Origin of the sequence: Bradyrhizobium xenonodulans, from assembly GCF_027594865.1 — a bacterium.
In the GTDB taxonomy this organism is placed as follows: Bacteria; Pseudomonadota; Alphaproteobacteria; order Rhizobiales; family Xanthobacteraceae; genus Bradyrhizobium; species Bradyrhizobium xenonodulans.
In genome coordinates this window covers 7,041,562-7,064,145 of the sequence record NZ_CP089391.1, presented here as the reverse complement: position 1 = coordinate 7,064,145, position 22,584 = coordinate 7,041,562, and the positions used below count along the sequence as shown (strand labels likewise).

At 59.6% G+C, this 22,584-nt stretch carries 21 protein-coding genes and 2 pseudogenes; 20 read left to right on the top strand and 3 right to left on the bottom strand.

Features of this window, described 5'->3' with window-relative positions:
- Positions 1-87: 87 nt before the first annotated feature.
- From I3J27_RS33510 to I3J27_RS33445, 14 genes are all read left to right on the top strand, one after another.
- A complete protein-coding gene (locus I3J27_RS33510; protein WP_270163144.1) occupies positions 88-1,116 on the top strand; it encodes a radical SAM protein in 1,029 nt (342 codons plus the stop codon).
- A gap of 160 nt (positions 1,117-1,276) precedes the next feature.
- Positions 1,277-2,668, top strand: coding sequence for a Gfo/Idh/MocA family oxidoreductase (locus I3J27_RS33505; protein WP_270163143.1), 1,392 nt, complete (start codon positions 1,277-1,279; stop codon positions 2,666-2,668).
- A gap of 163 nt (positions 2,669-2,831) precedes the next feature.
- On the top strand, positions 2,832-3,167 hold the full coding sequence (locus I3J27_RS33500) for a hypothetical protein (RefSeq protein WP_270163142.1): 336 nt from the start codon (positions 2,832-2,834) through the stop codon (positions 3,165-3,167).
- Between the two features lie 540 nt (positions 3,168-3,707).
- Entirely contained in the window at positions 3,708-4,052 is a 345-nt protein-coding gene (locus I3J27_RS33495; RefSeq protein ID WP_306417036.1) for a transposase, read from the top strand.
- A 251-nt stretch (positions 4,053-4,303) separates the two neighbouring features.
- Positions 4,304-4,711 carry an IS66-like element accessory protein TnpA gene (tnpA, locus tag I3J27_RS33490; protein WP_270163141.1) on the top strand — a complete coding sequence of 136 codons (408 nt, stop codon included), beginning with the start codon at positions 4,304-4,306 and terminating at the stop codon, positions 4,709-4,711.
- Positions 4,708-5,055: an IS66 family insertion sequence element accessory protein TnpB gene (gene tnpB / locus I3J27_RS33485; protein ID WP_128917280.1), complete on the top strand. Its 348-nt coding sequence runs from the start codon at positions 4,708-4,710 to the stop codon at positions 5,053-5,055. The genes tnpA (I3J27_RS33490) and tnpB (I3J27_RS33485) overlap by 4 nt, the downstream gene beginning before the upstream one ends.
- A 45-nt stretch (positions 5,056-5,100) precedes the next feature.
- Complete coding sequence (gene tnpC / locus I3J27_RS33480) at positions 5,101-6,750, top strand: IS66 family transposase (protein ID WP_370691904.1); 1,650 nt, start codon at positions 5,101-5,103, stop codon at positions 6,748-6,750.
- A gap of 2 nt (positions 6,751-6,752) precedes the next feature.
- Positions 6,753-6,995, top strand: coding sequence for a hypothetical protein (locus I3J27_RS33475; RefSeq protein ID WP_270163140.1), 243 nt, complete (start codon positions 6,753-6,755; stop codon positions 6,993-6,995).
- Positions 6,996-7,403: 408 nt separating this feature from the next.
- Complete coding sequence (locus I3J27_RS33470) at positions 7,404-7,589, top strand: hypothetical protein (protein ID WP_270163139.1); 186 nt, start codon at positions 7,404-7,406, stop codon at positions 7,587-7,589.
- A 115-nt stretch (positions 7,590-7,704) separates the two neighbouring features.
- Positions 7,705-7,995, top strand: a complete 291-nt coding sequence (locus tag I3J27_RS33465; protein WP_270163138.1) for a hypothetical protein — start codon at positions 7,705-7,707, stop codon at positions 7,993-7,995.
- 377 nt (positions 7,996-8,372) lie between these two features.
- A complete protein-coding gene (locus I3J27_RS33460) occupies positions 8,373-9,134 on the top strand; it encodes a CmcI family methyltransferase (protein WP_270163137.1) in 762 nt (253 codons plus the stop codon).
- Positions 9,135-9,468: 334 nt separating this feature from the next.
- The gene (locus I3J27_RS33455; protein ID WP_270163136.1) at positions 9,469-9,624 is read left to right on the top strand and encodes a hypothetical protein; all 156 of its coding nucleotides are present in this window, start codon (positions 9,469-9,471) and stop codon (positions 9,622-9,624) included.
- A gap of 1,177 nt (positions 9,625-10,801) precedes the next feature.
- Positions 10,802-11,056 (top strand): hypothetical protein, encoded by a 255-nt coding sequence (locus tag I3J27_RS33450; RefSeq protein ID WP_270163135.1) that lies wholly within the window; start codon positions 10,802-10,804, stop codon positions 11,054-11,056.
- On the top strand, positions 11,053-11,820 hold the full coding sequence (locus tag I3J27_RS33445) for an amidohydrolase family protein (protein WP_270163134.1): 768 nt from the start codon (positions 11,053-11,055) through the stop codon (positions 11,818-11,820). The genes I3J27_RS33450 and I3J27_RS33445 overlap by 4 nt, the downstream gene beginning before the upstream one ends.
- Before the next feature lie 685 nt (positions 11,821-12,505).
- On the opposite strand, the gene I3J27_RS33440 is transcribed toward I3J27_RS33445, so the two are convergent.
- From I3J27_RS33440 to I3J27_RS33430, 3 genes are all read right to left on the bottom strand, one after another.
- Entirely contained in the window at positions 12,506-13,414 is a 909-nt protein-coding gene (locus I3J27_RS33440; protein WP_270163133.1) for a LysR family transcriptional regulator, read from the bottom strand.
- Positions 13,415-13,775: 361 nt separating this feature from the next.
- Positions 13,776-14,648, bottom strand: a complete 873-nt coding sequence (locus I3J27_RS33435) for an isocitrate lyase/phosphoenolpyruvate mutase family protein (protein WP_270163132.1) — start codon at positions 14,646-14,648, stop codon at positions 13,776-13,778.
- Between the two features lie 12 nt (positions 14,649-14,660).
- On the bottom strand, positions 14,661-15,860 hold the full coding sequence (locus I3J27_RS33430) for a pyridoxal phosphate-dependent aminotransferase (RefSeq protein WP_370691903.1): 1,200 nt from the start codon (positions 15,858-15,860) through the stop codon (positions 14,661-14,663).
- Between the two features lie 720 nt (positions 15,861-16,580).
- Between I3J27_RS33430 and I3J27_RS33425 the strand changes: the two genes are divergently transcribed.
- The 6 genes and pseudogenes from I3J27_RS33425 to I3J27_RS39355 form a co-directional block, all read left to right on the top strand.
- Positions 16,581-18,119 (top strand): porin, encoded by a 1,539-nt coding sequence (locus tag I3J27_RS33425; RefSeq protein WP_270163131.1) that lies wholly within the window; start codon positions 16,581-16,583, stop codon positions 18,117-18,119.
- Positions 18,120-18,507: 388 nt separating this feature from the next.
- On the top strand, positions 18,508-18,963 hold the full coding sequence (tnpA, locus tag I3J27_RS33420) for an IS66-like element accessory protein TnpA (protein WP_370691902.1): 456 nt from the start codon (positions 18,508-18,510) through the stop codon (positions 18,961-18,963).
- Positions 18,960-19,313 (top strand): IS66 family insertion sequence element accessory protein TnpB, encoded by a 354-nt coding sequence (tnpB, locus tag I3J27_RS33415; RefSeq protein WP_270163130.1) that lies wholly within the window; start codon positions 18,960-18,962, stop codon positions 19,311-19,313. Before tnpA (I3J27_RS33420) ends, tnpB (I3J27_RS33415) begins: the two co-directional genes overlap by 4 nt.
- Positions 19,314-19,363: 50 nt before the next feature.
- Positions 19,364-20,886 (top strand): annotated as a pseudogene (gene tnpC / locus I3J27_RS39360) (IS66 family transposase); the annotation flags it as partial.
- Positions 20,874-21,542 carry a UPF0149 family protein gene (locus I3J27_RS33405; protein WP_270172941.1) on the top strand — a complete coding sequence of 223 codons (669 nt, stop codon included), beginning with the start codon at positions 20,874-20,876 and terminating at the stop codon, positions 21,540-21,542. The pseudogene tnpC (I3J27_RS39360) and the gene I3J27_RS33405, both read left to right, overlap by 13 nt.
- A gap of 628 nt (positions 21,543-22,170) precedes the next feature.
- Positions 22,171-22,581 (top strand): annotated as a pseudogene (locus I3J27_RS39355) (ATP-binding cassette domain-containing protein); the annotation flags it as partial.
- Between the last annotated feature and the right edge of the window lie 3 nt (positions 22,582-22,584).

The following is a 22,584-nucleotide window of genomic DNA, read 5'->3' as shown; positions in this document are numbered from 1 at the left end:
TGCCCCCTCAAAGTCGTCGGAGATTCGGCGCGTCGCACTGGCATAAATCCTGCTGCAACCTTTCTGGGAGAGAGCTAGGAGGATGCCATGCCAAGCGACCATCCGCTGCCCATTGTCTTCAACCATACGAGAATTTGCGTATCTTTCTACTGCAATCTTCATTGCGAGCATTGCTATGTTCCTGAAGAGTATCGGGATCAATACAAGCAGCTTTTGGAGCCATCACAACTATCTATCGAGGAGATGACGGAGTTCGTCGACCTTCTCGTCGACAAATATTCGCTGAGAAAAGTCTCTTTGACGGGTGGCGAGCCGCTTCTCAAGCGCGTGTTTCCGCGCACGGCAGCCGTGATGGCCCATGCGAACAAGCGAGGCCTTCACGTGCAACTGAACACAGGGGGGCTCGGACAGGTGCCAATTTATGACGTCGCCTCGTTCTTTGACGATCGCGAGAACCTGACGTTCCAGTTCAGCTTTGACGGCGCGAAGCGAAACACGGTGGACCGCTTCCGGGGCAAAGCGGGTGTTTACGATTCTGCGCTCCGGCAGATGGCTGAGGCGGCCAATTGCGGGGCCTTGGTGCAGGCCAGGATGACTGCCAACCGGCACAACATCGGTGAGGCGCTCGACGCCTACCGGCTCCTGTCGTCAATCGGCGTCTACTCCTTCAGGGTCAAGCCGATGTTCGCCTCGGGCGTTGCCCTCGGCAATGAGGATGCGCTCTTGGGCTCGGCTGACGAAATTCGAGAGCTGCAGGAAGCCCTGATGGGGATTGCTGCAGAGCCCAGCTCAGCACGCCTCGAACTGCCGCCGCCGATTTTCATCGATACGTCGCAGCCACGGCCAAACGTCAGATATACCGAATGCGACTGTGGTGCCACCGCGGTCTACCTCTCTGCAAACGGCGATTTGTATCCCTGTTCCTTCGTCGTCGGTGATCCCGATAGCCGCGAGTTCCTCCTCGGCAATATCCGATCGCCGGAGTTCGACCTGGAGAAGGTTTGGCGTAGCTCGCCGGCTTTGGAGAAATTTCGGGCGAACAGCGGCTGCGGCCAATGCCCGAGTCAGCTCGCCCTCTTGAAGAATGTCGAGAACCGTGCGCTCGCCTGCGCATGACCAAGCGATCGATGAACGAAAAGCCTCCATATCGGCGGTACTCGGTGCGCGAGGAAGGCAGTATCCCACCTTGTCAGCGTCCGTCGGACCGGCCCAGTGTCTGCCCTCATCAAGTCCGAAGTGCTGATGAGGCAAAAGTGAGAGAGTGATCAGAAGGCGCATGCGGGGAGATATCATTCTCGTCGGTCTCGGTGCTTATGCCCGGGCGAAATATATTCCTCTGATCGAGGATGCCGTCTCCAGCGGCCGAGCATCGGCCTTCCATGTCGTCGAGCTCGACAGCGTGCGAGGCGATGTGGATGCCTTTTTCCGGCCCCGCACCTGCAGGCCGGCGAGCGTCTCATGGGTACCCGATCTCCGGCGACGGGCGATCTGGTATTCCGGCCATGGGGAGGACGTCCTGACGGCTCTGGCACGTCCAGGCGCGAAAGTGATCGTCTCGACCGAACCCAAGGCTCATTTGGGCTACCTGCGCGCGGCGCTTAGACTTGGACTTGATTGCCTGGTCGACAAGCCCATCGTTCTTCCCATGGGGGCGGATGGACGCCCTGCCGCGGACCGGCTGGTCGGTGCGTTAGCCGAGCTCAAGGAGATCTGCGTTCGGACTGGCGGCCGTTGCGTGGTCATGACGCCGCGCCGCTACAACGCAGTGTACGAATTGATTGGACGCTATGCGCGCCGCGCCTCCCGAAACCTTGGCACGCCGGTCACCTATATTGGTATCGAACATCACGCGGGAGTGTGGAATACGGAGGAGGAGATCCTCTCCCGGGAGGACCATCCTTACCGCTACGGCTACGGAATGCTTTGTCATTCCGGTTATCACTACATTGACATTCTCGCCGGTCTTCTGGCTCACAATGAGGACCACTTCGGGAGGCTGACGGTCGAGTTGGATGTCCATCGGGCGACCGCCGCCGACCAGGTCGGGCAGATTGGCCCGGATCCGGTGAGCAGGCTTCTCGGCGACGCGCCAGTCGCTCGACTGTTTCCCGCGCCACCGTTCTGGGGTGAGACGGATATTGTCTCGTCCGGAGCCGCAAGGCGTGCCGGAAGCCGTGAGACCGTCTGCCTGTTTCGGCTCGACCTTCTGCAGACCAGCGTGTCGCTTCGCAATTGGCGGCAACTGCCAGCCGATGTTTACGACAAGAACGGACGGTACGGGTCCGAGACCATCCGCTTGAATATCGGTCCCTTCGCAGCGATCGAGGCCAGGATCTTCAAGCGCGCACATTTGAGCACGGAAGCTCATCCGCAACTGAGAAGGGAGGCGCACATCACGCTTTGGCGGAATGCCGGTTTCCTCGGCGGCGCAGCCTTACGCGAACGGCTTTATCCCGCGCGGGACACGCTTGTCCGAAACGCCGACCTTCGCACAGGTCGCAAAAGGCTGTTTGACGACTGGTTGGCAGGGCGGAGCGGCAAGAGTTCCCTTGAGTCGCACACCCGGCCGATATCGCTCTTTGCTCACTACTTGGCGGCGGTCACGACGGATGGAGCGAACAGAGATCAAGCGGCCCCATTACGCGCAGTCAGTAAAGTACAGGCATGAATGGCGTTGCTTCGACTTCAACGCACTTTGGCATTCTGGGCTTGCAGTGTTCGCCTGGAAACGGTCCGACATTGGCCATCGTTGCTCGTGACCGGGAAGGGGAGGCACTTGGCCCAGCGTACGGCATGCCAGATGTATGTTCTGACCAATTGCGAGACAATTGATGAATAGTGCTCGTTACGACGTCCTATTTGACGGTAGCCATCCTCTGCCCAGCGACTACCGGGCGTACAGGCAGTCGGTTCATGCTCGGCTGGTCCAGATCCTTCGACAGAATCCTGGGTGCAGCTTTCTGGAGATCGGCGTAGGACCGACGTTCAGGGAGGAGCGGTTCAGGACCATCGATGAGTTCGACATCCGCTATGTAGGCTTGGACTTCGAACATGTCTGCGCCCAACGCCAGGCCGACCTGGCCGCGGCCGGCATCGGCGATCGAAACATCACATTTCTGGGAAATCCGTCAGGAACATACCTGTTCAACCTGATCAGGTTGGCGTGACATCGAGAGATTGTCGACATCATCTATCTCGACGTAGCCATTCAATCTATGTCGATCTGGCAGTTAGTTGCCATCGCAGCAGTAACGGCTGTTGAGGCCTGGCGCTCTGTTCCTTTTCGATGATGTGAGGTTTTGCTTCGGAAGGAAACATTTGATCCAGACCACGGCTCAATATGCGAATGCCAACGAGGCCGGGCAGTTGACCGAGGATGAGGCCAGCGAAGCTCACGTCACGATCATCATACGGGACTATCTGATCCCTTTGTTCAGCTTTGAAATAGAGCGGTCGTGGTCGGATCCTGATTGGATCGCACTCCGAGCGCCCAGGACCGCTCCGTGGATGCGGATCTAACGGTTTTCCCACGGATCGGGCTCCTCGCTCGGCGTCTGCTCGAAATCAAATCACGACCGGCGCCTGGAGGGCCGTCAAGTTGGGACGCATCGTAAGCCTCCGAGGAAAGACACCTTGCGACAAACTCGCCTGATGGTTGAGAACTGTACATATGGACAGCCATACGATCAGCGCTGAATCGATTAGAAGTGGTGGAGACAGGCCGGCAGCGGCGTTGGTCTGAGCAGGAGAAGGCGCGGATTGTTTTGGAGAGCCTGTTCGAGCCGCGGTTGGTTTCGGCGACAGCGCGGCCATACGGCTTCTCGCGTTCTCTGCTGGTGACTTGGCGAAGAGCCTTCGCGGCGAACCGGACCAAATCCGAGGCTGGCTTTGTCAGGACAGTCGTGGCCGAGAGCGCGCCCGTGGCATCGGAGGCGGCCTCATCGGAGAGCGCGACAACCTATTCGACGAAGCCTCGGATTAAGATCGAGTTGGCTGCGGGCGTCGACGTTGAGGCGCTTCGCCGGATCATCGAGGCTCGAGATCCGCGATGATTCCGGTTCCTACGGGAGTTCGGGTGTCGCCGGCGACAGGCCACACCGACATGCGCAAAGGCTTCGCCTCATTGTCGTTGTAGGTGCAAGAGGTGCTGCGCCGCGATCCGCTGAGTGGTCATTTGTTCTGCTTCCGCGCGGAAGGTGATCTGGCAGGATGGCCTTGGGGGCGTGCCTGTTTACGAGGAATCGTAAGCCTCCGAGGGGAGACGCCTTGCGGCGGGTTGGCCTGATGGTTGAGAACTGTACGTATGGACAGCCATACGATCAGTACGGTGTATCGACTGGAAGTGGTTGATACAGGCCGGCGGCGGCGTTGGTCTGAGGAAGAGAAGGCGCGGATTGTTTTGGAGAGCCTATCGGAGCCGCGCCTGGTTGCGGCGACAGCGCGGCGATACGGCTTGTCGCGTTCTCTGTTGGTGACTTGGCGAAGAGCCTTCGCGGCGACCCGGACCAAATCCGGGACTGGCTTTGTCAAGGCAGTTGTGGCCGATGGGGTGCCCGCTGCGTCGGTGGCGGCGCCATCGGAGAGCGCGACCGCACATTCGACGGAGCGTCGGATCGAGATCGAGCTAACCGGCAGGCGGCGGGTCATTGTCGATGCGGGCGTCGACGTTGAGGCGCTTCGCCGGATCATCGAGGTTTTGGATTCGCGATGATTCCGGTTCCTACGGGAGTTCGGGTGTGGCTGGCGACGGGCCACACCGACATGCGCAAAGGCTTCGCCTCATTGTCGTTGCAGGTGCAAGAGGTGCTGCGCCGCGATCCGCTGAGTGGTCATTTGTTCTGCTTCCGCGGACGCAGGGGTGATTTATTGAAAGTGATCTGGCATGACGGCCAGGGAGCATGCCTGTTTACAAAAAAATTGGAGAGAGGCCGTTTTATATGGCCGTCGCTGGCGGATGGCGTTGTGTCGATCTCGCAGGCGCAGATGAGTTATCTCTTGTCCGGCATCGACTGGCGCAATCCCCAAGAGGCCTGGCGTCCGACCAGCGTGGGCTGAGACTTTGTCATTTGAGTTTGGCAGCGAATGTGATTCCATCTGGCTATGGACTCCAGCGCCGACCTGCCGCCCGATCTTGCCGCCGCGCATGCAATGATCCTAGCCGAGCGCACGGCCAGGCTTGCGGCGGAAGCCAGACTTGCTGAAGCGGCCAATGCCCAGGCGAAGCAATCGAGCACCGAAGCGCTGATTGCCCATCTCAAGCTCGAGATCGAGAAGCTACGACGCACGATATATGGCGCGCGCTCCGAGCGGTCGGCGCGGCTGCTCGATCAGTTGGAGCTTGAGCTTGAGGAACTCGAGGCGGCCGCGACTGAAGATGAACTCGCTGCCGAGAAGGCGGCCGGGAAGACGCAGACGGTGCGTTCGTTTGAGCGCAGGCGGCCGGTGCGCCAGCCCTTTCCCGATGATATCGAGCGGGAGCGCGTGGTGCTGCCGGCCCCGACGCAGTGTCGCTGCTGCGGGTCGGCGCGACTGTCGAAGCTCGGCGAAAGCGTGACCTCGACGCTGGAGGAGATCCCACGCCGGTTCAAGGTGATCGACACAGTGCGGGAGAAGTTCAGTTGCCGGGATTGCGAGGCGATCACGCAGCCGCCGGCGCCGTTCCATGCCACGCCGCGGGGCTATATCGGACCCCAGCTTCTGGCAACGATCCTGTTCGACAAATTTGGTCAGCATCAGCCGCTAAATCGACAGAGCCAGCGCTTCAAATGCGAAGGGATCGACCTGTCGGTCTCCACGCTGGCGGACCAGGTGGGCGCGGGAGCCTTTGCGACCAGGCCGATCTTTGAACTGATCGAAGCCTATGTGCTCTCCGCCGACAGGCTCCACGGTGACGACACCAAGATCGCGATCCTGGCGAAAGGGAAAGCAGATACCGGCCGGATTTGGACCTATGTTCGCGACGATCGGCCATTCGGCGGGCGAGATCCACCGGCGGCGCTGTTCTACTCCTCACGTGATCGGCGCGGCGAGCATCCCGCGCGGCATCTTCAGAACTTCGCTGGGATCCTGCAGGTCGATGCCTATAGCGGGTTCAACGCTCTCTTCGATCCCGGGCGCAAGGCGTCGCCTGCCACGCCCGCCTTCTGCTGGGCGCACGGCCGGAGGGCGTTCTTCGAACTGGCCGATATCGCCCAGAACGCGCGCCGCGGACGGTCGGCGACGGCGATCTCGCCGATCGCGCTGGAAGCGGTTCGTCGAATTGACCAGCTGTTCGAGATCGAGCGCGAGATCTACGGGTTGAATGCTGAGGAGCGGCTGCGGATCCGTCGGGAGAGAAGCGCGCCACTGCTGACCGACCTTGAGGCTTGGCTCCGGGCGGAATCTGCCCGGCTCTCGCGTTCGTCCAACGTGATTAAGCCGATCAACTATCTGCTCAACCGTTGGGAGGGCTTTGCCCGCCTTGTCCACGACGGAAGGATCTGCATGACGAACAATGCAGCAGAGCGAGCGTTGCGCGGTTTTGCTCTGGGAAGAAAGGCATGGTTGTTCGCCGGTTCTGATCGCGGCGCCGAGCGGGCTGCCGTGATGGCCACGCTTATCATGACGGCGCGTCTCAACGACATCGACCCGAAAGCCTGGCTTGCCGACGTCTTCGCGCGCATCGCCGACATGCCGCAGAACCGCCTGCACGAGTTGTTGCCCTGGAACTGGACGCCTCCTGCGTCAAGGTCCTCCGCCCAGGCGGCGTAGCCATGCACGTCAACAAGGTTCACGCCGTCTTCACCATCGCTCGCGTCGCAAAAGACCTCGGCGAAGACCAAGACTGGCTCCGGGACGTGGCCAACGGAATGGACACAGAGGATGGCGTCATCTGGGTTTACGGCATAGGTGACGACCAGGTCATGGCGTTCACCGACTTCGGCATCGAAAACCTGACGGAGCTCATCAGGATGCACAAGGAGGACCCCGAACTCCTCAAGCGGTGGAATCGGTGAGCTCCTGTCCGCGGCCTAGCTCGGATGGATACGAGGAATCTGGAGAGAGTTCGTTTGCTGGCAGCGAGAACATCTTCAGGACAGCGCTTGACGCCTTCGGAAAAGGCGACATCATGATCCGTAATGCCTGCATGTCAGCACCTCCGAGAAGGATTGGGATCCCGTCGTCAAGGCCCGCCTGAAAGGAGCTTACTGCTGCACGCTGCCAGTGTGGAAATGGCTGAACGACAACGGCCGGCTAGGCGTAATAATCATGACGTCGTCAACGTCGGCGTTGTTCGGGAATTCGGTCAATCGAACTACGGCCGCTAGGGCCGGCATTTATGGCTTGGTGCGGGTGCTTTCCATCGAGGGCCGCAAGTACCCGGCGTCATGGGCTTGGCGCCAAACGCGGCCACGAGGATGTGGGTGGACATTCCAGGCCTGCGGGATCGCGAACCTGATCCTGTCATGCTGCCCGAGAATGTCGCTCCTGGCGTACTCTTCATGGCGTCCGACTTGGCTGCAGATCATTCGGGTAAGATCCTCTCCGGCCAAGAGATCGCAGAGGTGAAGATGCTGACAACCGAGGGCTTCCGCCTTAAAGGGCATTAAACGGCGCAAGACGTGGCAGCCCAAGCGACCTCGGTCTTCTTTCCGGCGGACCTCAAGCGAGTCTCCTGAGCTAGGTAGCCCTTGCCACTATAAAATATTGACACTGGAAACTCCGATGGCCGATTTTGAAAAAAGATCGAAAAACATGCGCGCGTGGCTAGAGTTAGTTGTCAGCCGGAAATGCGCAAGCCGTCATCTCGAAAGAGGACATGTTCTGGGCGGACGCAACACAAAAGTCTATCGGAGCCGCAGCGCGTCTGGTTCGAGCGCATGCCAGGCGATTACCCCGCATCCCTCCTGGACGGCTACAGAAAACATGAACTTCGGCAAGGTACGCTGGTTGGTGCTGGCGAAGAAGCGTGCGCGCACCACTCTCGTCGAAGGAGGTGCCGAAGGCTACCATTGAACTGGAGATCATCGCCGAGACTATGAGCTTCGCGGCGCCAACAGCAGGTAACGTCGATCGTTCGCCAGGCGAGCATGCTTTCCGCCCGTTCGGTGACGCTGATCGAGATTAATCTGCTCTGAGAGCCGCACGAGGAGCCTGCTGAAGCGGGGAAGCTGCTGTACAGCCACAAAAGAATGCCACGCTCACCACGAGTGTAGAGCCATCTAGTTTGCAGTTGCTGGCAGCGGTGGTGCGACAAGGATGCCTCTCAGTCGCTTAAGCCCTGTTTGATTTGGTAGCTGCCCAAGCAAGTTAGCAGTGGTTTAATTAGTTTCTAGCGGCCGATCGAACTGCCCATGAGAGCCCATGACGGGCGCAGCACGGAGATAAGACCCATGAGACTCGCTTCGGGATACAAGGCTTTTTCGGAGACCGCCCACAAGAACTACCCCGATCAACTAACGCCGGAGGGAAATCTTGGTTGGGCAATCGCACTAAGTAGCGTTGTCAATGCTGACCGCTCCGACCGTTTTGCAAGGCCATCGGCACGAGGATGGACATCGTCCCTTCACCCGAAGATTTTTCCCAATCGCTCCACAAAGGTTGGAGTCTTAGCGTTGACGTATAAAGGGTTAATGAATGTCAAGACCCCTTTTGATCTGGCTCTGTATACGAGACTTATCTGGGAACTTCAGCCGAGGACAATCTTAGAACTCGGTTCGCTTCAAGGTGGCAGCGGACTGTGGTTCGCTGATCATCTGTCGGTACTTTGCGAAAAACCAGGTGAAGTTCACTCATTTGATTTGAACAGCAAATGTATCCATGAAAATGCAAAACATCCACTTCTTACCTTTCATCAGGTTGACCTTTCGGACGTTGCCAACTTCGACGAAAACCTGCTGAAGAGGCTGCCTCATCCGTGGCTTGTGATCGATGACGCGCACGTACAAATCTTTTCGATATTTTCTTACCTAAACCACTTTTTGGCGTCAGGAGATTACTATGTAATTGAAGACAATCCTATGAACGCAGATAAAGAGATTATTGATGGCTTGCAGTTGGTCGAGCAATCTGGATTCTTAATCGATACTTACTACACCGACGCGTTCGGGAGCAATCTTACTTGTGCTCCAAATGCATGGCTTCGAAAGTCCTAAGGTGGCAGAGATGCCGGCTTGGAAGATCGGGGTCTTCATTGCTGCGTGGTACGGTGTGGCTGGCTGGATCCAGTCTTGAGCCGCCCGTGTCGCGCGTCAAGGAGTTGACGAACTGGCGAGAAGCGATCCTCCCGGAAGTTTCGCCTTGGGATGGAATGCGCGGCCGTCTCGCTTGATCGACAGTGCTGACTCCGTTTGTCTGAACAGATTTTTCGTGCGCCCTGAGGCAGGGTGATGAAGTTGGTCTAATCGGGCGTAGTGCCGTCAAGGCTGGAGTACGGACACCGCGGCCCTTGTACAACGACGTTTGAGAACGCCCACAGGATCGTTTTTCGTGAGGTTCTTTATCGGCATCATCCTTGGTGTGGTTGCCGAGTTTGCGTTCATGGGGCTGTCGACAAGGCTGCTGATGTCGTTTTTTCGCGGGACGCTGGATGGGTCGCTATCGGATCGTTGGCTGAAATTTCCGGCATGGATGTTCGACCGCTGACGCGGAGCTTTTGACAGCTCAGCCGTTGTCGGCATCGACGCGTTTGCGGCGCTCTCAGCACTTCTCGATCTGCCGTTGGAGGATCGAACGCCATCAGCTGCCCTGCTTTCTGGCGTATCCAGGCCTCTCACGACCAGAATCGGGAAGAGGCCCACGTCACGCGAGACGGCACTGCCAAGGAGCCGACCCAATCGGCAACCGCGGCTCGGGCTTCCAACGCCCTCAATCCTCTTAGACGGGAGACAACCCCAGCACGCAGTAGCCGCGGTAGTGGCTTTGCTCGGTCTTGTTTGAGTTCACGCGTGACATGCATCGGAGCCGCGCCGTCGCATCTCTGACATGTGTCAGAAGTCTTACTACGAATCGCGCACCCAGCCTCAGCAAGCCCCGCAACCTTACCAACGCCGGATTCTCACGATCGCCTCAATTGGTATGAGACTTGCTCCTCTCACAGTTCCAACCCCGGGAAATGCAGGCTTTGCGAGATTTGATCAGACGGCGAATGACTCGTCGATCTGTACCACTGAGGCTGCCGCAAATCGCGTCAGGGTGCGTTTGCCAATCGCCAATGTGATCGCCCCGATCGTCGATATTGCAAAGCGACGTGGGAAGCCTCGCACACATAGTCGTGCTGCTACGAATAAGCTTGATGATCCGAAGCCGGGCCGGCCCGATGATCTTACGACCGCGGTAACGGCATCCGCCCAGCAACCGATGAGAACTCGGCGGTCTCAAGTGGAAACCGTCGATCGGTCTTCTCATCGGCAATGCCAAAGTATGGAACGGCATCCATGCGATCGTGTCTGGTATGAGAACTGCAGATGGCGGGGCATCCGTCCTCGCGAGAATTTGGCACTCGGATTGCATTCTCGCTCTGGAAAACCAACGTGTGTAAGTTCGCCATAGAGATAACGACGCCGGAAGAAGCAGATCAAGTGTTAGTACGAAGCGCGCCGCGAATGCAGCGGCAGACCATCGGCTCTCGGCTTAGCCCGGCGGAGATTGACGAACTGATATTAATAAAGGGGGCATCTGTCAGGAATCCTGCGTAACAGCGGCAGAAGCGCTTAATTTGTGCGTCATTTGTCCTCCTGCCTTACGGCTTCGTATGACAATAAACTGCTATTCCTATTTGAAAGTTCGACAGGGTAATTTGCCTCGCTGAGGAAATAGCCAAATGAGCGTCCACTCCGACCGGGTATTTGTCTTGCCGCGCGAGCTTTCCGTCTCAGGGCTCGGCTCTGTCGGAAACCTCTTCGCAGTCGAGCACCACGCCGAGATCTTCATCGGGACATCACCCGCCCCTGTGCTTGAGCAGAAGCTGGAGAATCGATGCGCCCGCTGCGCAGCTATCGAGCACCTGCTTTTCTGGGCAGAATGCGGGCTTGCGGCCGCTCTGCCGGCCGTGCTTTGCGGCGAGGGCACGTCATGAGGATCGACTGCGAGGTCCACGTCTTCCGCCGAGAGAGCCGGCGGGCCGTGCCTGTCATCGACGGCTCCTTGCAACAGCTGGAAGACGCTGCGCGCGACTGCGCGGTCACCGGGCTGGTCCTGGTCCAACCCGCCTTTTTGAACGATGACCCCACGGAGCTCTTCGCTCAGGCCAGCCGGGTCAGAATGCCGGTGAGGCTCATTCCGCCCCTTGTGCAACCTCTCGAGCCAGAAGTCCTGGAGGCGTGGGGTCGATCGGGTGCTGCTGGTTTGGCAGTGACCTTCGACGATCCGGATCCACTGGCAGAGTCCTTCGAGACTGCTCTTCAGCTGGGCTTGCACCTGGAGGTGTCCGGCGGCATCGAAGGGCGTGAGCCTCTGGCTGAGCTGCTTCTGGCAGACGGACATCGCCTGGTATTCCGAGGCTTCGGACTTGCCGACAACGCTCGCGATCCTGCCTGGGATCCGCGCCTGGAGCGGCTGCTGGCGCTTGCGAAGGGCGCCGAGGTGTGGGTGAAGCTGTCGGGGATCGGACGCGTCCCAGACGCCTGGGCCCAAGCAGCTGCGGGCAGGATGCTAGAGGAGCTCGGGCCGAAACAGCTGCTCTGGGGCTCGGAGTGGCCGCACGTCGCAGCCGCCCACGCCTACGTGCCATCCTATGCCCAGGCATTTGAGTGGCTTGAGGAACTCGTCCCAGACGAGGACGCCCGAGGGCGGATCCTCGGCGAGACGCCTGCCGCCCTTTACCGACTTTCCGTATCTTAAGACCTGCATGCCGAAATGACGACATGAGCATCGTCCACCAGAGCGCGGGGTTCGCCGTCGAAAGAGGTTTGGGTCAAGGAATTGGCCCATCGAAGCGGTCCATCAAAGCTTTCCGAGAACCCACACCGAGTGCGCGTAAAGCCAGTAGAGCGGAAGAGGGCCGGCACCGCACAGGTTTGGCTATGATGCAGACGTGCAGACTACGGGGGGACGTTATCTGTTGAGGGGCTGATGACATGTCTGATCGATTTTCAATCTTCGAAGTTATCTTGGAACAGCGCAGACGAAGGTGGGTGTGGTCGGTCCGCACGACGGGAGGCACGCTGGTCATGACTGGTTCAAGAAGCAGCCGATCCGCTGCTCGCTATGAAGCCGACCGGGCGCTCTTCTTGATCCTGCTGAGCGCGCCCTACCATTCGCAGCTCTCGGAGCGAATGATCCAGACTAATCAACAGGCTCGCGCGCGGCGCTCTCTTCCGCCCAAGCTTTAGAGTCGGTGACGCTCGGAAATCGCGCTGGTAAGCCGTTTCCGTCGGGTCCTGGACTTAGTGGGGCCGGCCAGATAACGGCGGTGATGATGGTTCCCCTCAACCGCTCGATAGGGCTGCCGCTGTGGTTTCGAGGAAGAGCGGTCTCAATAGCGCGGGTCTGTTACTTGAGAGGAGCCGCGATTGCTCACGCGATGTCAGGCGGCTTCGAGGAGGGCGGCCTTTTTGCAAAGACGGACGAGCCACCGGCAAAAAGCCCGAGAGATTTCAGAATTGTCGCTGCGGTCGACGGCGTAGGCGCGATATTGCATGCCGCTGCCAGTCCGTGACCCCGGTACCACGTGCAGAACGCCTCCGCGCACCAAATCGCTGACAACAATTTCGGGCGCCACCAGAAGGCATTTTCCCGTCATGACCGCCGGCAGAGCAAGGTAATTGTGATCGTATCGCGCGCCCGTCTTGACGTCTGCAAAGGTCAGGCTCATTGCCCGCAGCCAGGTGGGCAGTATGTCGGGCCGCGACGTGATGTTCAGAATTGGCATCGAGCGAACGATCGAGAGGTTCTTGCCATTCACGTGACTTGGCGAGCCTACGCAGACGAGTTGCTCGTTGTAGACCTCCCAATCATCGGCCGGTTCGATCATGGAAAGATCGCGAGTAATCAAAACATCGTAGTCGTCCGACGATGTCGGCTGAGATAGCGAACTCGTGACATCCACGATGACGCCGCCCATCTCAGCGGAAAATGCCTGCAGATTCGGTATCAGAAGCGAGTAGGCGAACGTCGAAAGCGACGTGCGCACCACAATCCGATTGGCGCTTGGGCGCGTCCGCCGGCGCATCCGTTTTGCGGTGAAGCACACTGTGTCCAATGGTTCGGCGACCGTGTTCGCAAAAAGCCTTCCGAACTCCGTCAATTCGCTTCGTTTCCCGCGTCTTGCGATGAGGTCTGTCCCCAGATATTCCTGCAGCACGGCGAGATAGCGGCTGACCGAGCTCTGTGTCACTCCCAACGCGCTGGCCGCGCGCGTGACGCTTCCTTCTCGCGCGATCGCCACGAACACACGAATCGCGTTGATAGGCACTTCATCGTTGTCGTTGGCCATCTTCTATTCCGGTGGGTTCTGGGGATGTCCGCTGATTTCACGGTGGGCATTACCAACCGAAGATATTCCAATTCGATGCTTCTAGCCTATTTGATGTTTGTTGCCGGATTGCTGCTCGTCAATGGCCTTTCGCGCACAAAACATGCGCGGCTTAAGAGCCAGTGCGACCCGTACCGGTGGGCTCAACACGTCAATCGACGGTCCCTCTCGGAGCCGCATCTTAAAGCCGCCGGGACGATTGGCCGGAGATGCCTCTCCTGGAAGTTGCCCCACCCAGTATCGGCCTCATGATCGCCTGACAGGCGATCGGACGTCACTTACCGCATCGAAAATCTCGATGGTTGCGGCGGGAATGCTGCGTTCAGCGGAGGAACCGAGCTTCAGCGGCCTTAACCTCGTCCATCTTTTGAAGTCTGAAGATCTCCTCCACAGGCAGAATGTCCTTGTGGACGTTCTGGACGCCACCGTCGGCGATGATCCGGCGGAAGGTCTCCTGCATGGCAGTTGCAGCAGCGCGGATGCCATAATTGCCGTAGATCATCATGCGTATGTTGCGGAGCGCCTTGACGCGATCGGCGTCGAGATCCGGGTAGGCGTTCGGCACAATCACAAGCGGCACCGCTCCAGTCCACGCCCGCGAGAAACTTTCGATCTCGGACGGATCCTTCTTTTTCGAATGGATCAGGATCATGTCGGCCCCAGCCTTTACATAAGCTTTCGCGCGATCGAGGGCTTCCGCTTCGCCAAGGCCTGCGATCAGGGCTTCGGTGCGGGCGATGATCAGAAAATTCGGGTCCCGCCTTGTCGCAACCGCAGCCTCGATCTTGCCTTGAAACTCCTCAATGCGCAGCAGTTCCTGGCGGCCGCCGGCAACAAGGCTGGTGACTTTCGGAAAAGTCTTGTCCTCGATGACAACGGCGCTGGCGCCGGCCCGCTCGTATTCGCCGATGGCATGGATGACATTGATCGCATTGCCGTAGCCCGTATCGATATCGGCCACGATCGGTAGCGTTGCGCGCCCGGCGATCGCCCGCAGCATATCGAGATGCTGTGTCATCGAGATCAGGCTCATATCCGGCAGCCCATAAAGTGCCGACAGCTCGAACCCGGAAGCCCACAGGCCATCGAATCCGGCTTGTTCTGCGAGGATCGCCGAAAATGGGCTATGGGCGGCCATGATGTGGAGTAGACCGGACTCGGCCATGCTGGCGCGAAGGCGTTTGGCAGGAGACATCGGAGAGAACTTTCAGGACAGGGCCGCGCAGGCGGCAATGATGCGGTCGCAGGCGCGCGTGAGGTCCTCAAGCGACGAAGCATAGGACATGCGGATATAGGGCGAGGCCATGAAACCGCTCCCGGGCACGACGGCCACCGCAAAGGCGTCGAGCAGATACATGGCGAAATCGGTGTCGGTTTCGATCACCTTGCCGTCCGGCGTGCGCTTGCTGATGACGCCCGCGCAGGAGGGGAAAACGTAGAAGGCGCCGTCTGGAACCCGGCAAGAAAGCCCCTCGGCCTGGTTCAGCTTGGCGACGACGAGATCGCGACGCTCAAGAAATGCGCTCGCGAATTCCTTGATGTGATTCCTGCCGCCGGACAGCGCCTCGATGGCGGCATATTGCGAAATCGAGCTGGTGTGCGAGGAGGTCTGGCCTTGGACGAGGTTCATGGCCTTGATGAGCGACAAAGGTCCCGCGCCGTAACCGACACGCCAGCCGGTCATGGCGTCGGCCTTGGACACGCCGTTGACCGTCAGTGTGCGCTCATAGAGGTCCGGCGCGACCGCGGCCATGGTCGCGAAGGCCGCATTGTAGGTGAGCTTCTCGTAGATGTCGTCGGACAATACATGGACATGGGGATGCCCGCGCAGCACCGCGGCGAGTGCAACCAACTCGCCTTGGGTGTAGACCGCACCAGTCGGATTACATGGTGAGTTCAGCATCAGCCATTTGGTATGCGGTGTAATTGTCGCCTCCAACGCCTCGGGACGCAGCTTGAATCCATGGAATTCATCGCAAGGGACGAGAACCGGCTTCCCACCAGCGAGTGCCACCATATCGGGATAGGAGACCCAGCAAGGCGTCGGGATCACCACCTCCTCGCCCGGATCGAGGCTTGCGAAGAGCGCGTTGAAGACAACTTGCTTGGCACCACAACCCACCGTGATCTGGTCGATACCGTAATCGAGACCGTGATCGCGGCTGAAGACATTGCAGATCGCCTCGCGCAGCGGCCTGATCCCGGGGACGGGCGTGTATTTCGTCCGGCCGTACAGGATCGCCCGGATGCCGGCTTCGCTGATCGCGGACGGCGTGTCGAAATCCGGTTCGCCTGCACTGAGCGTGATCACATCAACGCCCTGATCACGCAATTCGGCGGCGCGCGCCGTCATCGCCTTGGTTTCGGAGGGGCGGACGACCTTGAGCCGTTGTGCAACGAGGGACAAGCTAGAAACCTGTGAACTTAGGAGAAGAAGTTTAGAATGGCTTCTACTCGCTCTCAAATGACCTAACCAATCCGGTCATCGCATTTGCGAATGAACAGAATCGAAGAATGCGATATCTGGTGCATTTCATCAGATACAACCTTCGTCTCGACGTTGCGTCAGCCAGCGAAAGCAATGGGACGTGAAGGCAGAGCTTGTGGTAGGCGCTCAGAGCGCGGGTCCCCAAAGCCAGAGTTTTGGCGACAAAGAGGGCGATGACTAGGTTCAGTGCTCGCGTACTTCGGGCACAGGTGGTGAACCTTGCCTGACGATGGCACTGTCAGGTGAGGCGTTCCGACGAGACATACAGTCGCCTGCCACCGATACCTTCCGGTCAGCTCACCGATTGTGCCATCGTAAGTGCGGGTCTCAGGCGCTGTGCCGGACAGGCCCCAATTCTGCAGCGAAGGCTAAAGGCCGCGAGTGCTACCGTCTCCGAGAAGCTTTCGAATGGCTTGAGACCGCAACCGACCATCCTGGCGTCGGCAAGAGCGTGGCTGTCATTGCTGGATCCGGAGCCGCTGCTCTTTCAGCCGAGAAGTCGAATTTGATGTTGTCCAATTTCACGGCATCATCAAATCAGAACATCCCATCGCGCGATTCGATGTCTGTCACTGAACAGTTGCTTCGCAACGATACTGCGTCGCCCGCACAAATTCTTGTCTAGAGGATGGGGTGATCATGAAATTCTCGAATACACGCTTTAACCTGCGTCGAATCACAAAAGCGGCCGCGCTGACTTCGGCGGCAATCTTAATCGCCTTGGGCGGAGCACGAGCAGCTGATATTCCCGTCAAGGCCAAAGCGGTCGAATACGTGAAGGTTTGCTCCCTCTATGGTGCCGGTTTCTATTACATCCCGGGCACAGACACGTGCGTAAAGCTGAGTGGTTTCATGCTCGCTGACTCAGTGCTAGCCAGCAACGGTATTTTTCAAAACTCGCTATCCGGGGTCGGTGCTGCGCATAATCGTCTGAGCAACTACTACACCACTCGTTCGCGCTTTGGCCTGGACATCGATACGCGCACAGCAACGGAGTACGGCATGCTCCGCACGTTCTTCGAGGGGGCTTTCACTTGGAACGCCGGCTCCACCGCTGCCACCGGAACGGGCGGCACATCTTATTCGGGCGACGGAATCGGGGGTGGTACGCTCGGTGTCTTCTTTGCCTTCATCCAGTTTGCAGGCTTCACGATGGGTAAGGCTATCTCCCAGTTCAGCACTCCCTGGACCATTTATCCGGCTAACAATTTCTCTGGTCTCCCCGGCGGCGGCGGCGACCCGACAGGCGTCAACCAGTTGAGCTATACCGCCGACTTCGGGCAGGGCATCACGGCGACGATCTCGGCGCAGGATCCAACTGCATATTTCCAGACAAATATCTGGAACGCGTCAAATGCCACGGCCGCCGGTATCGTGACGGGTGTTTATGGTTCGCAGAGTTTCGGTGGCAGTCGGGCTCCAGACATCATCGGCATGGTGCGCGTTGACCAGACGTGGGGTCTCTTCCAGGCATCAGTCGCAGCGCACGAGAACCATGCTGCTTACTACGGTGCCACCGAAACTTCAGGGCATGCTGGTGACAAGTGGGGTTGGGCTGCTCAGTTGGCTTTGTCGATCAAGAATATCCCCACTGGCGCCGGTGACTCGATCAATTTGCAGGGCGTATACACCAACGGGGCAAGCACCTACAACTTCCAGGAAAACCTCCCGACTGCTTGGGCGATGTACGGCGGCACCGGTCGAGCTAACGCGTACCAGAGCATCGGCTTCGCGGGCATTTCTGATGCCATCTACTCCGGCACGTCGGCAGCGAGCGGAACGAATCTTGAGCTGACCACGACTTATGGCTTCCGCGGCGGTTACACCCACAATTGGAATCCCTACTGGAGCACCGGATTCTACGGTGCATGGGCTGCCGTCCGCTACAATAATGGAGCTAAGGCTCAGATCTGCGGTGGCGCTGGCATGGCTGCTCTCAGGCTAACAGGTGTCTGCAACCCCGACTTGAACGTTGCCGCCGTCGGTACCGTCACCCGATGGACCCCGGTGAAAAACTTGACGTTCTCAGTCGACATTGCCGCCACGTTCCTTGATCAGAAATACTCTGGCACGATTGCTGCGCCGACGGTCGCGACAATTGCCAAGCCAGCTGCGCTATATGAACTCAAGGACCAGAGCGCAGTGAGCATGCTTCTGCGCGCTCAACGAAATTGGTGAGGTCCCTCCTCGCGAAGGAAAGTAAGTGAGTCATTCCACGGTAGAGCCGGACAAAGACTTGAGCTGCCTCTTATTAGGGCCAGCTCTACGCTAATATCTCCAAGGAAGGCCTCCGATATGCCCATCGGAGGCCTTTATCTGCTTTCGTCTGGTTATCCCTTGCAGACGGTTCCTGTCAGTTGTGAGTGAGGCGTTCTGCCCCAGCAGAATCCCTGATAGCACTTCGACGAAGCTCATAACCTTCCACCTGGTCGCCGCTCGATTTGTGACAGATCCCGCCTAGCTGTAATCATGCCGATGTTCGTAACCGGCATGAGGCCCCCACCTCGCGGTCGTGCGCGTGGGCTGCGATACAGCTTGGCATGAGCTGATCGTTGGGAGTGAATCGATGGCAGATGCCATGCTTGATGCCAGGCAGGAAGGCGGTTCGTATCGTCGTATCGAGTTGATCACCGGGGAGCGCCGGCGGCGGCGGCGGACGGCGGAAGAGAAGGCACGGATCGTAGCCGAGAGCTTCGAGGAAGGCGCCAACATTTCCGAGGTCGCGCGCCGCAATGGCGTTGTCCGCGGGCTGCTCACGGTGTGGCGGCACAAGTTCGTGGCGGCAGCGGGCGATCAGGCGCCAAGCTTTGTGCCGGTTCGGATCGAGGCGGAGCGCGGCGCCGAACTTGCAGGCGAGCCGGGCAGTGTCGCACCGGCGCCGACGCAGCCGCAAATGGTATCGCGACGGGCCAAGCTTGGTGGGATCGAGATCGAGGTGATCGGGGCGCTGATCCGGGTTGAGCCGGGAGTGGACGCAGCGACGCTTTGCATGGTGCTGTCGGTGCTCAGAGGCGGTCGATGATAGCGCTGCGGCCCGAGCTCAAGGTCGTGGTGGCGGCCCAGCCGGTCGACTTTCGCAAGTCGTTGCACACGCTGTCGGCGCTGGTGAGCGAAGCGCTACGCGCCAACCCCTACTGCGGCGACATTTTTGTGTTCCGTTCCAAACGTTCAGACAGAGTGAAGTTTCTGGCGTGGGACGGCAGCGGCATGGTTCTGGTGACGAAGTGGCTGCACCAGGGACACTTCACCTGGCCGCCGATCCGCGGCGGCGTGGTGCATCTAAGTGCGACACAACTCGCGATGCTGCTCGACGGACTCGATTGGACCCGTGTTTCACCCAAGGCTGTGAAGCAGCCAGCCGTTGTCGGCTGAGAGGTGAGGAGTTCGCTGGAGCCTGTGGCGCGCGGATGTATCTTTTGATCATGGCGATTCGCCCGGACGCTCTTCCGACCGACGCAGCTGCTCTGACCGAGATGGTGCTCGCGCTTGACGCGGAGAACGAGAAGTTGCGCGTGGCAATGCAGACGCTGAAGGAGATGATCTTCGGCAAGCGTTCGGAGCGGCTTGCGGCGCTCGTCGCCGAGCAGCTCGCACTCGAGCTGGACGATCTGGAGACCGGCGTCACACCACCTGCGCGGCCAACGACGATGCGGCTGCGACGAAGCCGTCCGGCAAGCCGCGCAAGAAGGCGAGGCGCAACATCGGCGCGCTGCCCAAACACCTGCCGCGCTACGAGCAAGTGCTCGAGCCCGACACGACGGCGTGTCCGTGTTGCGACGGCCACCTGCACAAGATCGGCGAGGACGTCAGCGAGGTGCTGGACGTGATCCCGGCGATCCTGCGGGTGCTGCGCACGATCCGTCCCAAATATGGCTGCCGCGGCTGCACCGACGGTGTGGTACAGGCGAAGGTGCAGCCGTGACTGATCGAGAGCGGCATGGCCTCGACGGCACTCGTGACCCACGTGGTGGTGTCGAAGTTTGCATGGTATCTGCCGCTGTATCGGCAGGTGCGGATTCTGGCCGGTCAGGGTGTTCATCTCGACCGCGCGACACTGGCCGGCTGGGTCAAGCGTGCCGCATGGCGGCTCAAGAGCCTCTATGAGCTGCAACTGCAGACGATCCAGGCCTCGCCGCGGCTGTTCTGCGACGAGACGCCGATGCCGGTGCTCGATCCCGGACGACATCGCACCCGCATCTGCCAGTTCTGGGCGCATGCCATGGATGACCGGCCATGGGGCGGCCCCGCGCCGCCGGCGGTCGCCTACGTGTTCGCTGACGGCCGCGGCACCGAGGAGATCGCCGGACAATTGACGGGCTTTTCCGGCATTCTGCAAGTGGACGGCTACGCCGCCTACAAGGCGCTGGCGCGCGGTCATGGCGGCGCCATCCAGCTGGCTTTTTGTCTGGCGCATGCCCGACGCAAATTCGTCGAGGTGTACAAGACGATGCAGTCGCCATTCGCTCACGAAGTGATCGAGCGCCTGCAGGCTGTCTACGCCATCGAGGCTGAGATCCGCGGCAGCAGTGCCGAACAGCGGCTTGCCGCCCGCCGCACCAGGACTGCACCGTTGATGGCGGCGCTCAAGGCGCGGCTGACAGCAATGGTTGGCCAGCTATTCTCGCAGTCGAAGCTGGCGGAGGCCATCAACTATGCGCTCAATCACTGGGACGGGCTGACGCTGTTTCTCCGCGACGGCCGCGTTGAGGGTGATAGCAATTCAGTCGAGCGTTCAATGCGCCCGATTGCAATGGGAAGGCGAAACTCATTGTTCAGCGGCAGTGAAGGCGGCGCCGAGAGCTGGGCGATCCTGGCATCGCTGGTCAACACGGCAAAACTCCACGAACTCGACCCGCAGGCCTATCTGGCCGACGTGCTCGAGCGCATCGTCTCCGGGCGAACCAAGAGCCATCAGTTGCGCGATCTGCTGGCTTGGAACTGGAAGGTGGCCCACGCGCGCCCCACGCAGGTGGCCGCATGGGCCGGCGTCGCGATAAAGCATCGTCGTCGATGGCGGCTGCCGCCATGTCGCTCGTGCAGCTCGAGCGATGGCTGCAGGATCGCGCCGAGCGGCGCCCCGTCGCCACCAGCCTGCCGATGTTGGACGGCTTCACTGCCGCAATCGTGGCCGGCCCGGTGTCGATCAGCCCGCTCGATTGGATCTGTCCGCTGCTGGCCATCGACGTCGACGCCTTCAACCACGGTGGCACGGTGGAGTTCGCGGCGATCTCCGCCGTCGTGCAGCACCACAACGCCATCAGCAACACCCTCTCGACCAACGCGAAGAAGTTCGAGCCGATCCATCCGCGCAAGCCGAACGGCGACGTCGATGCGCGTCCCTGGTGCCAGGGATTCCACGCCGCCATGCAGCCGCGACTATCGGCTTGGGCGCCGCTGCTCGATACCCGCAACATCAACCACGGCCTGCTGCTGCCCATCCTGCTGCACTGTGTGGACGATCAGAGCCGCCCGCTGCTTGGACCTGCAAGGAAGGGCCCCGAGACCAAGGAATTTCTGCGCAACGCCCACACCGATATCCCGGCGGTCGTCGAGGCCATGCGCCAGTACTGGATGCCGATCCGCTACGCCCGCCCTGGCTGATTACTGCCTACGTGGATGCTCATGCCGGTTACCGATGTTCGTCTAGGGGCGACGACGTCAAGATTGAACGAACGTGCCCTCCGCTCATGTGCTCGAGACGCTCGTTCAGCGTGTTAGAGCTGAAACGCGATATGACCTGCTTATTCCTTTTTCTCCTGAGCTCATCGAACATATTGCCCTTCTTCGACCGCGGCGAGTTGGAGAAGTTCGCCCATAGATGCAACAGCAGAGCTTGAATCGTTCGTCATCTCTTCGGGCGTTGCAATCGGACCGTTGACCGAGGTCTCATGCATCTCAATAGACAGGTGTGCGGACGTGTTGCAGCTGCGGTTGCCACATGCACGCGGTACTCCAATGGAAGCTCTTCGTGCTCTTCCAGCGTCTCGAGTCACCACGCATCATCACATTCGCACAGGGTTTGCATCGACTTATTCGATGGGTGTCATCCAGCAGTAGTAATTCGAGGCTTTAAAGCCGCGCATGTCAGCGAACATGCTCAAACGAGCTCGCGATTTCACTGCCATGCTCTGCAAAGGCTTCACAGTGAGTGGAAATGATCGCTATGGTATCCGTATCAATCGATAGCATTCGAAGAAGTTACGGCTCGACACCGGTATTGCGTGGTGTTTCGCTCTCGATAGCGGATGGTGAGTTCCTGACGCTGTTGGGGCCATCGGGTTGTGGGAAGTCGACGTTATTGCGTGTCCTCGCAGGGCTCGAGGTGCAGGATGCAGGCTCGGTCCGGATTGGTGAGCGGGTGGTGGACGACGCCAGGCCAAAGCGCCGCGACGTGGCCATGGTCTTCCAGTCCTATGCGCTATATCCCCACATGACGGTTGCCTCCAACATGGCGCTGCCTCTCCGGATGCGCCGGCTCTCAGCCTTCCAGAGGTTTCCTTTTTTCGGGCGCCTACTGCCAGGAACATCGCAAATCGCTGCCGATATCGAGCTGGAGGTCACGCGCACGGCCAAATCTCTCGGCATCGGCCACCTGTTGGCCCGCAAGCCCGGGCAGCTCTCCGGTGGCCAGCGCCAACGCGTG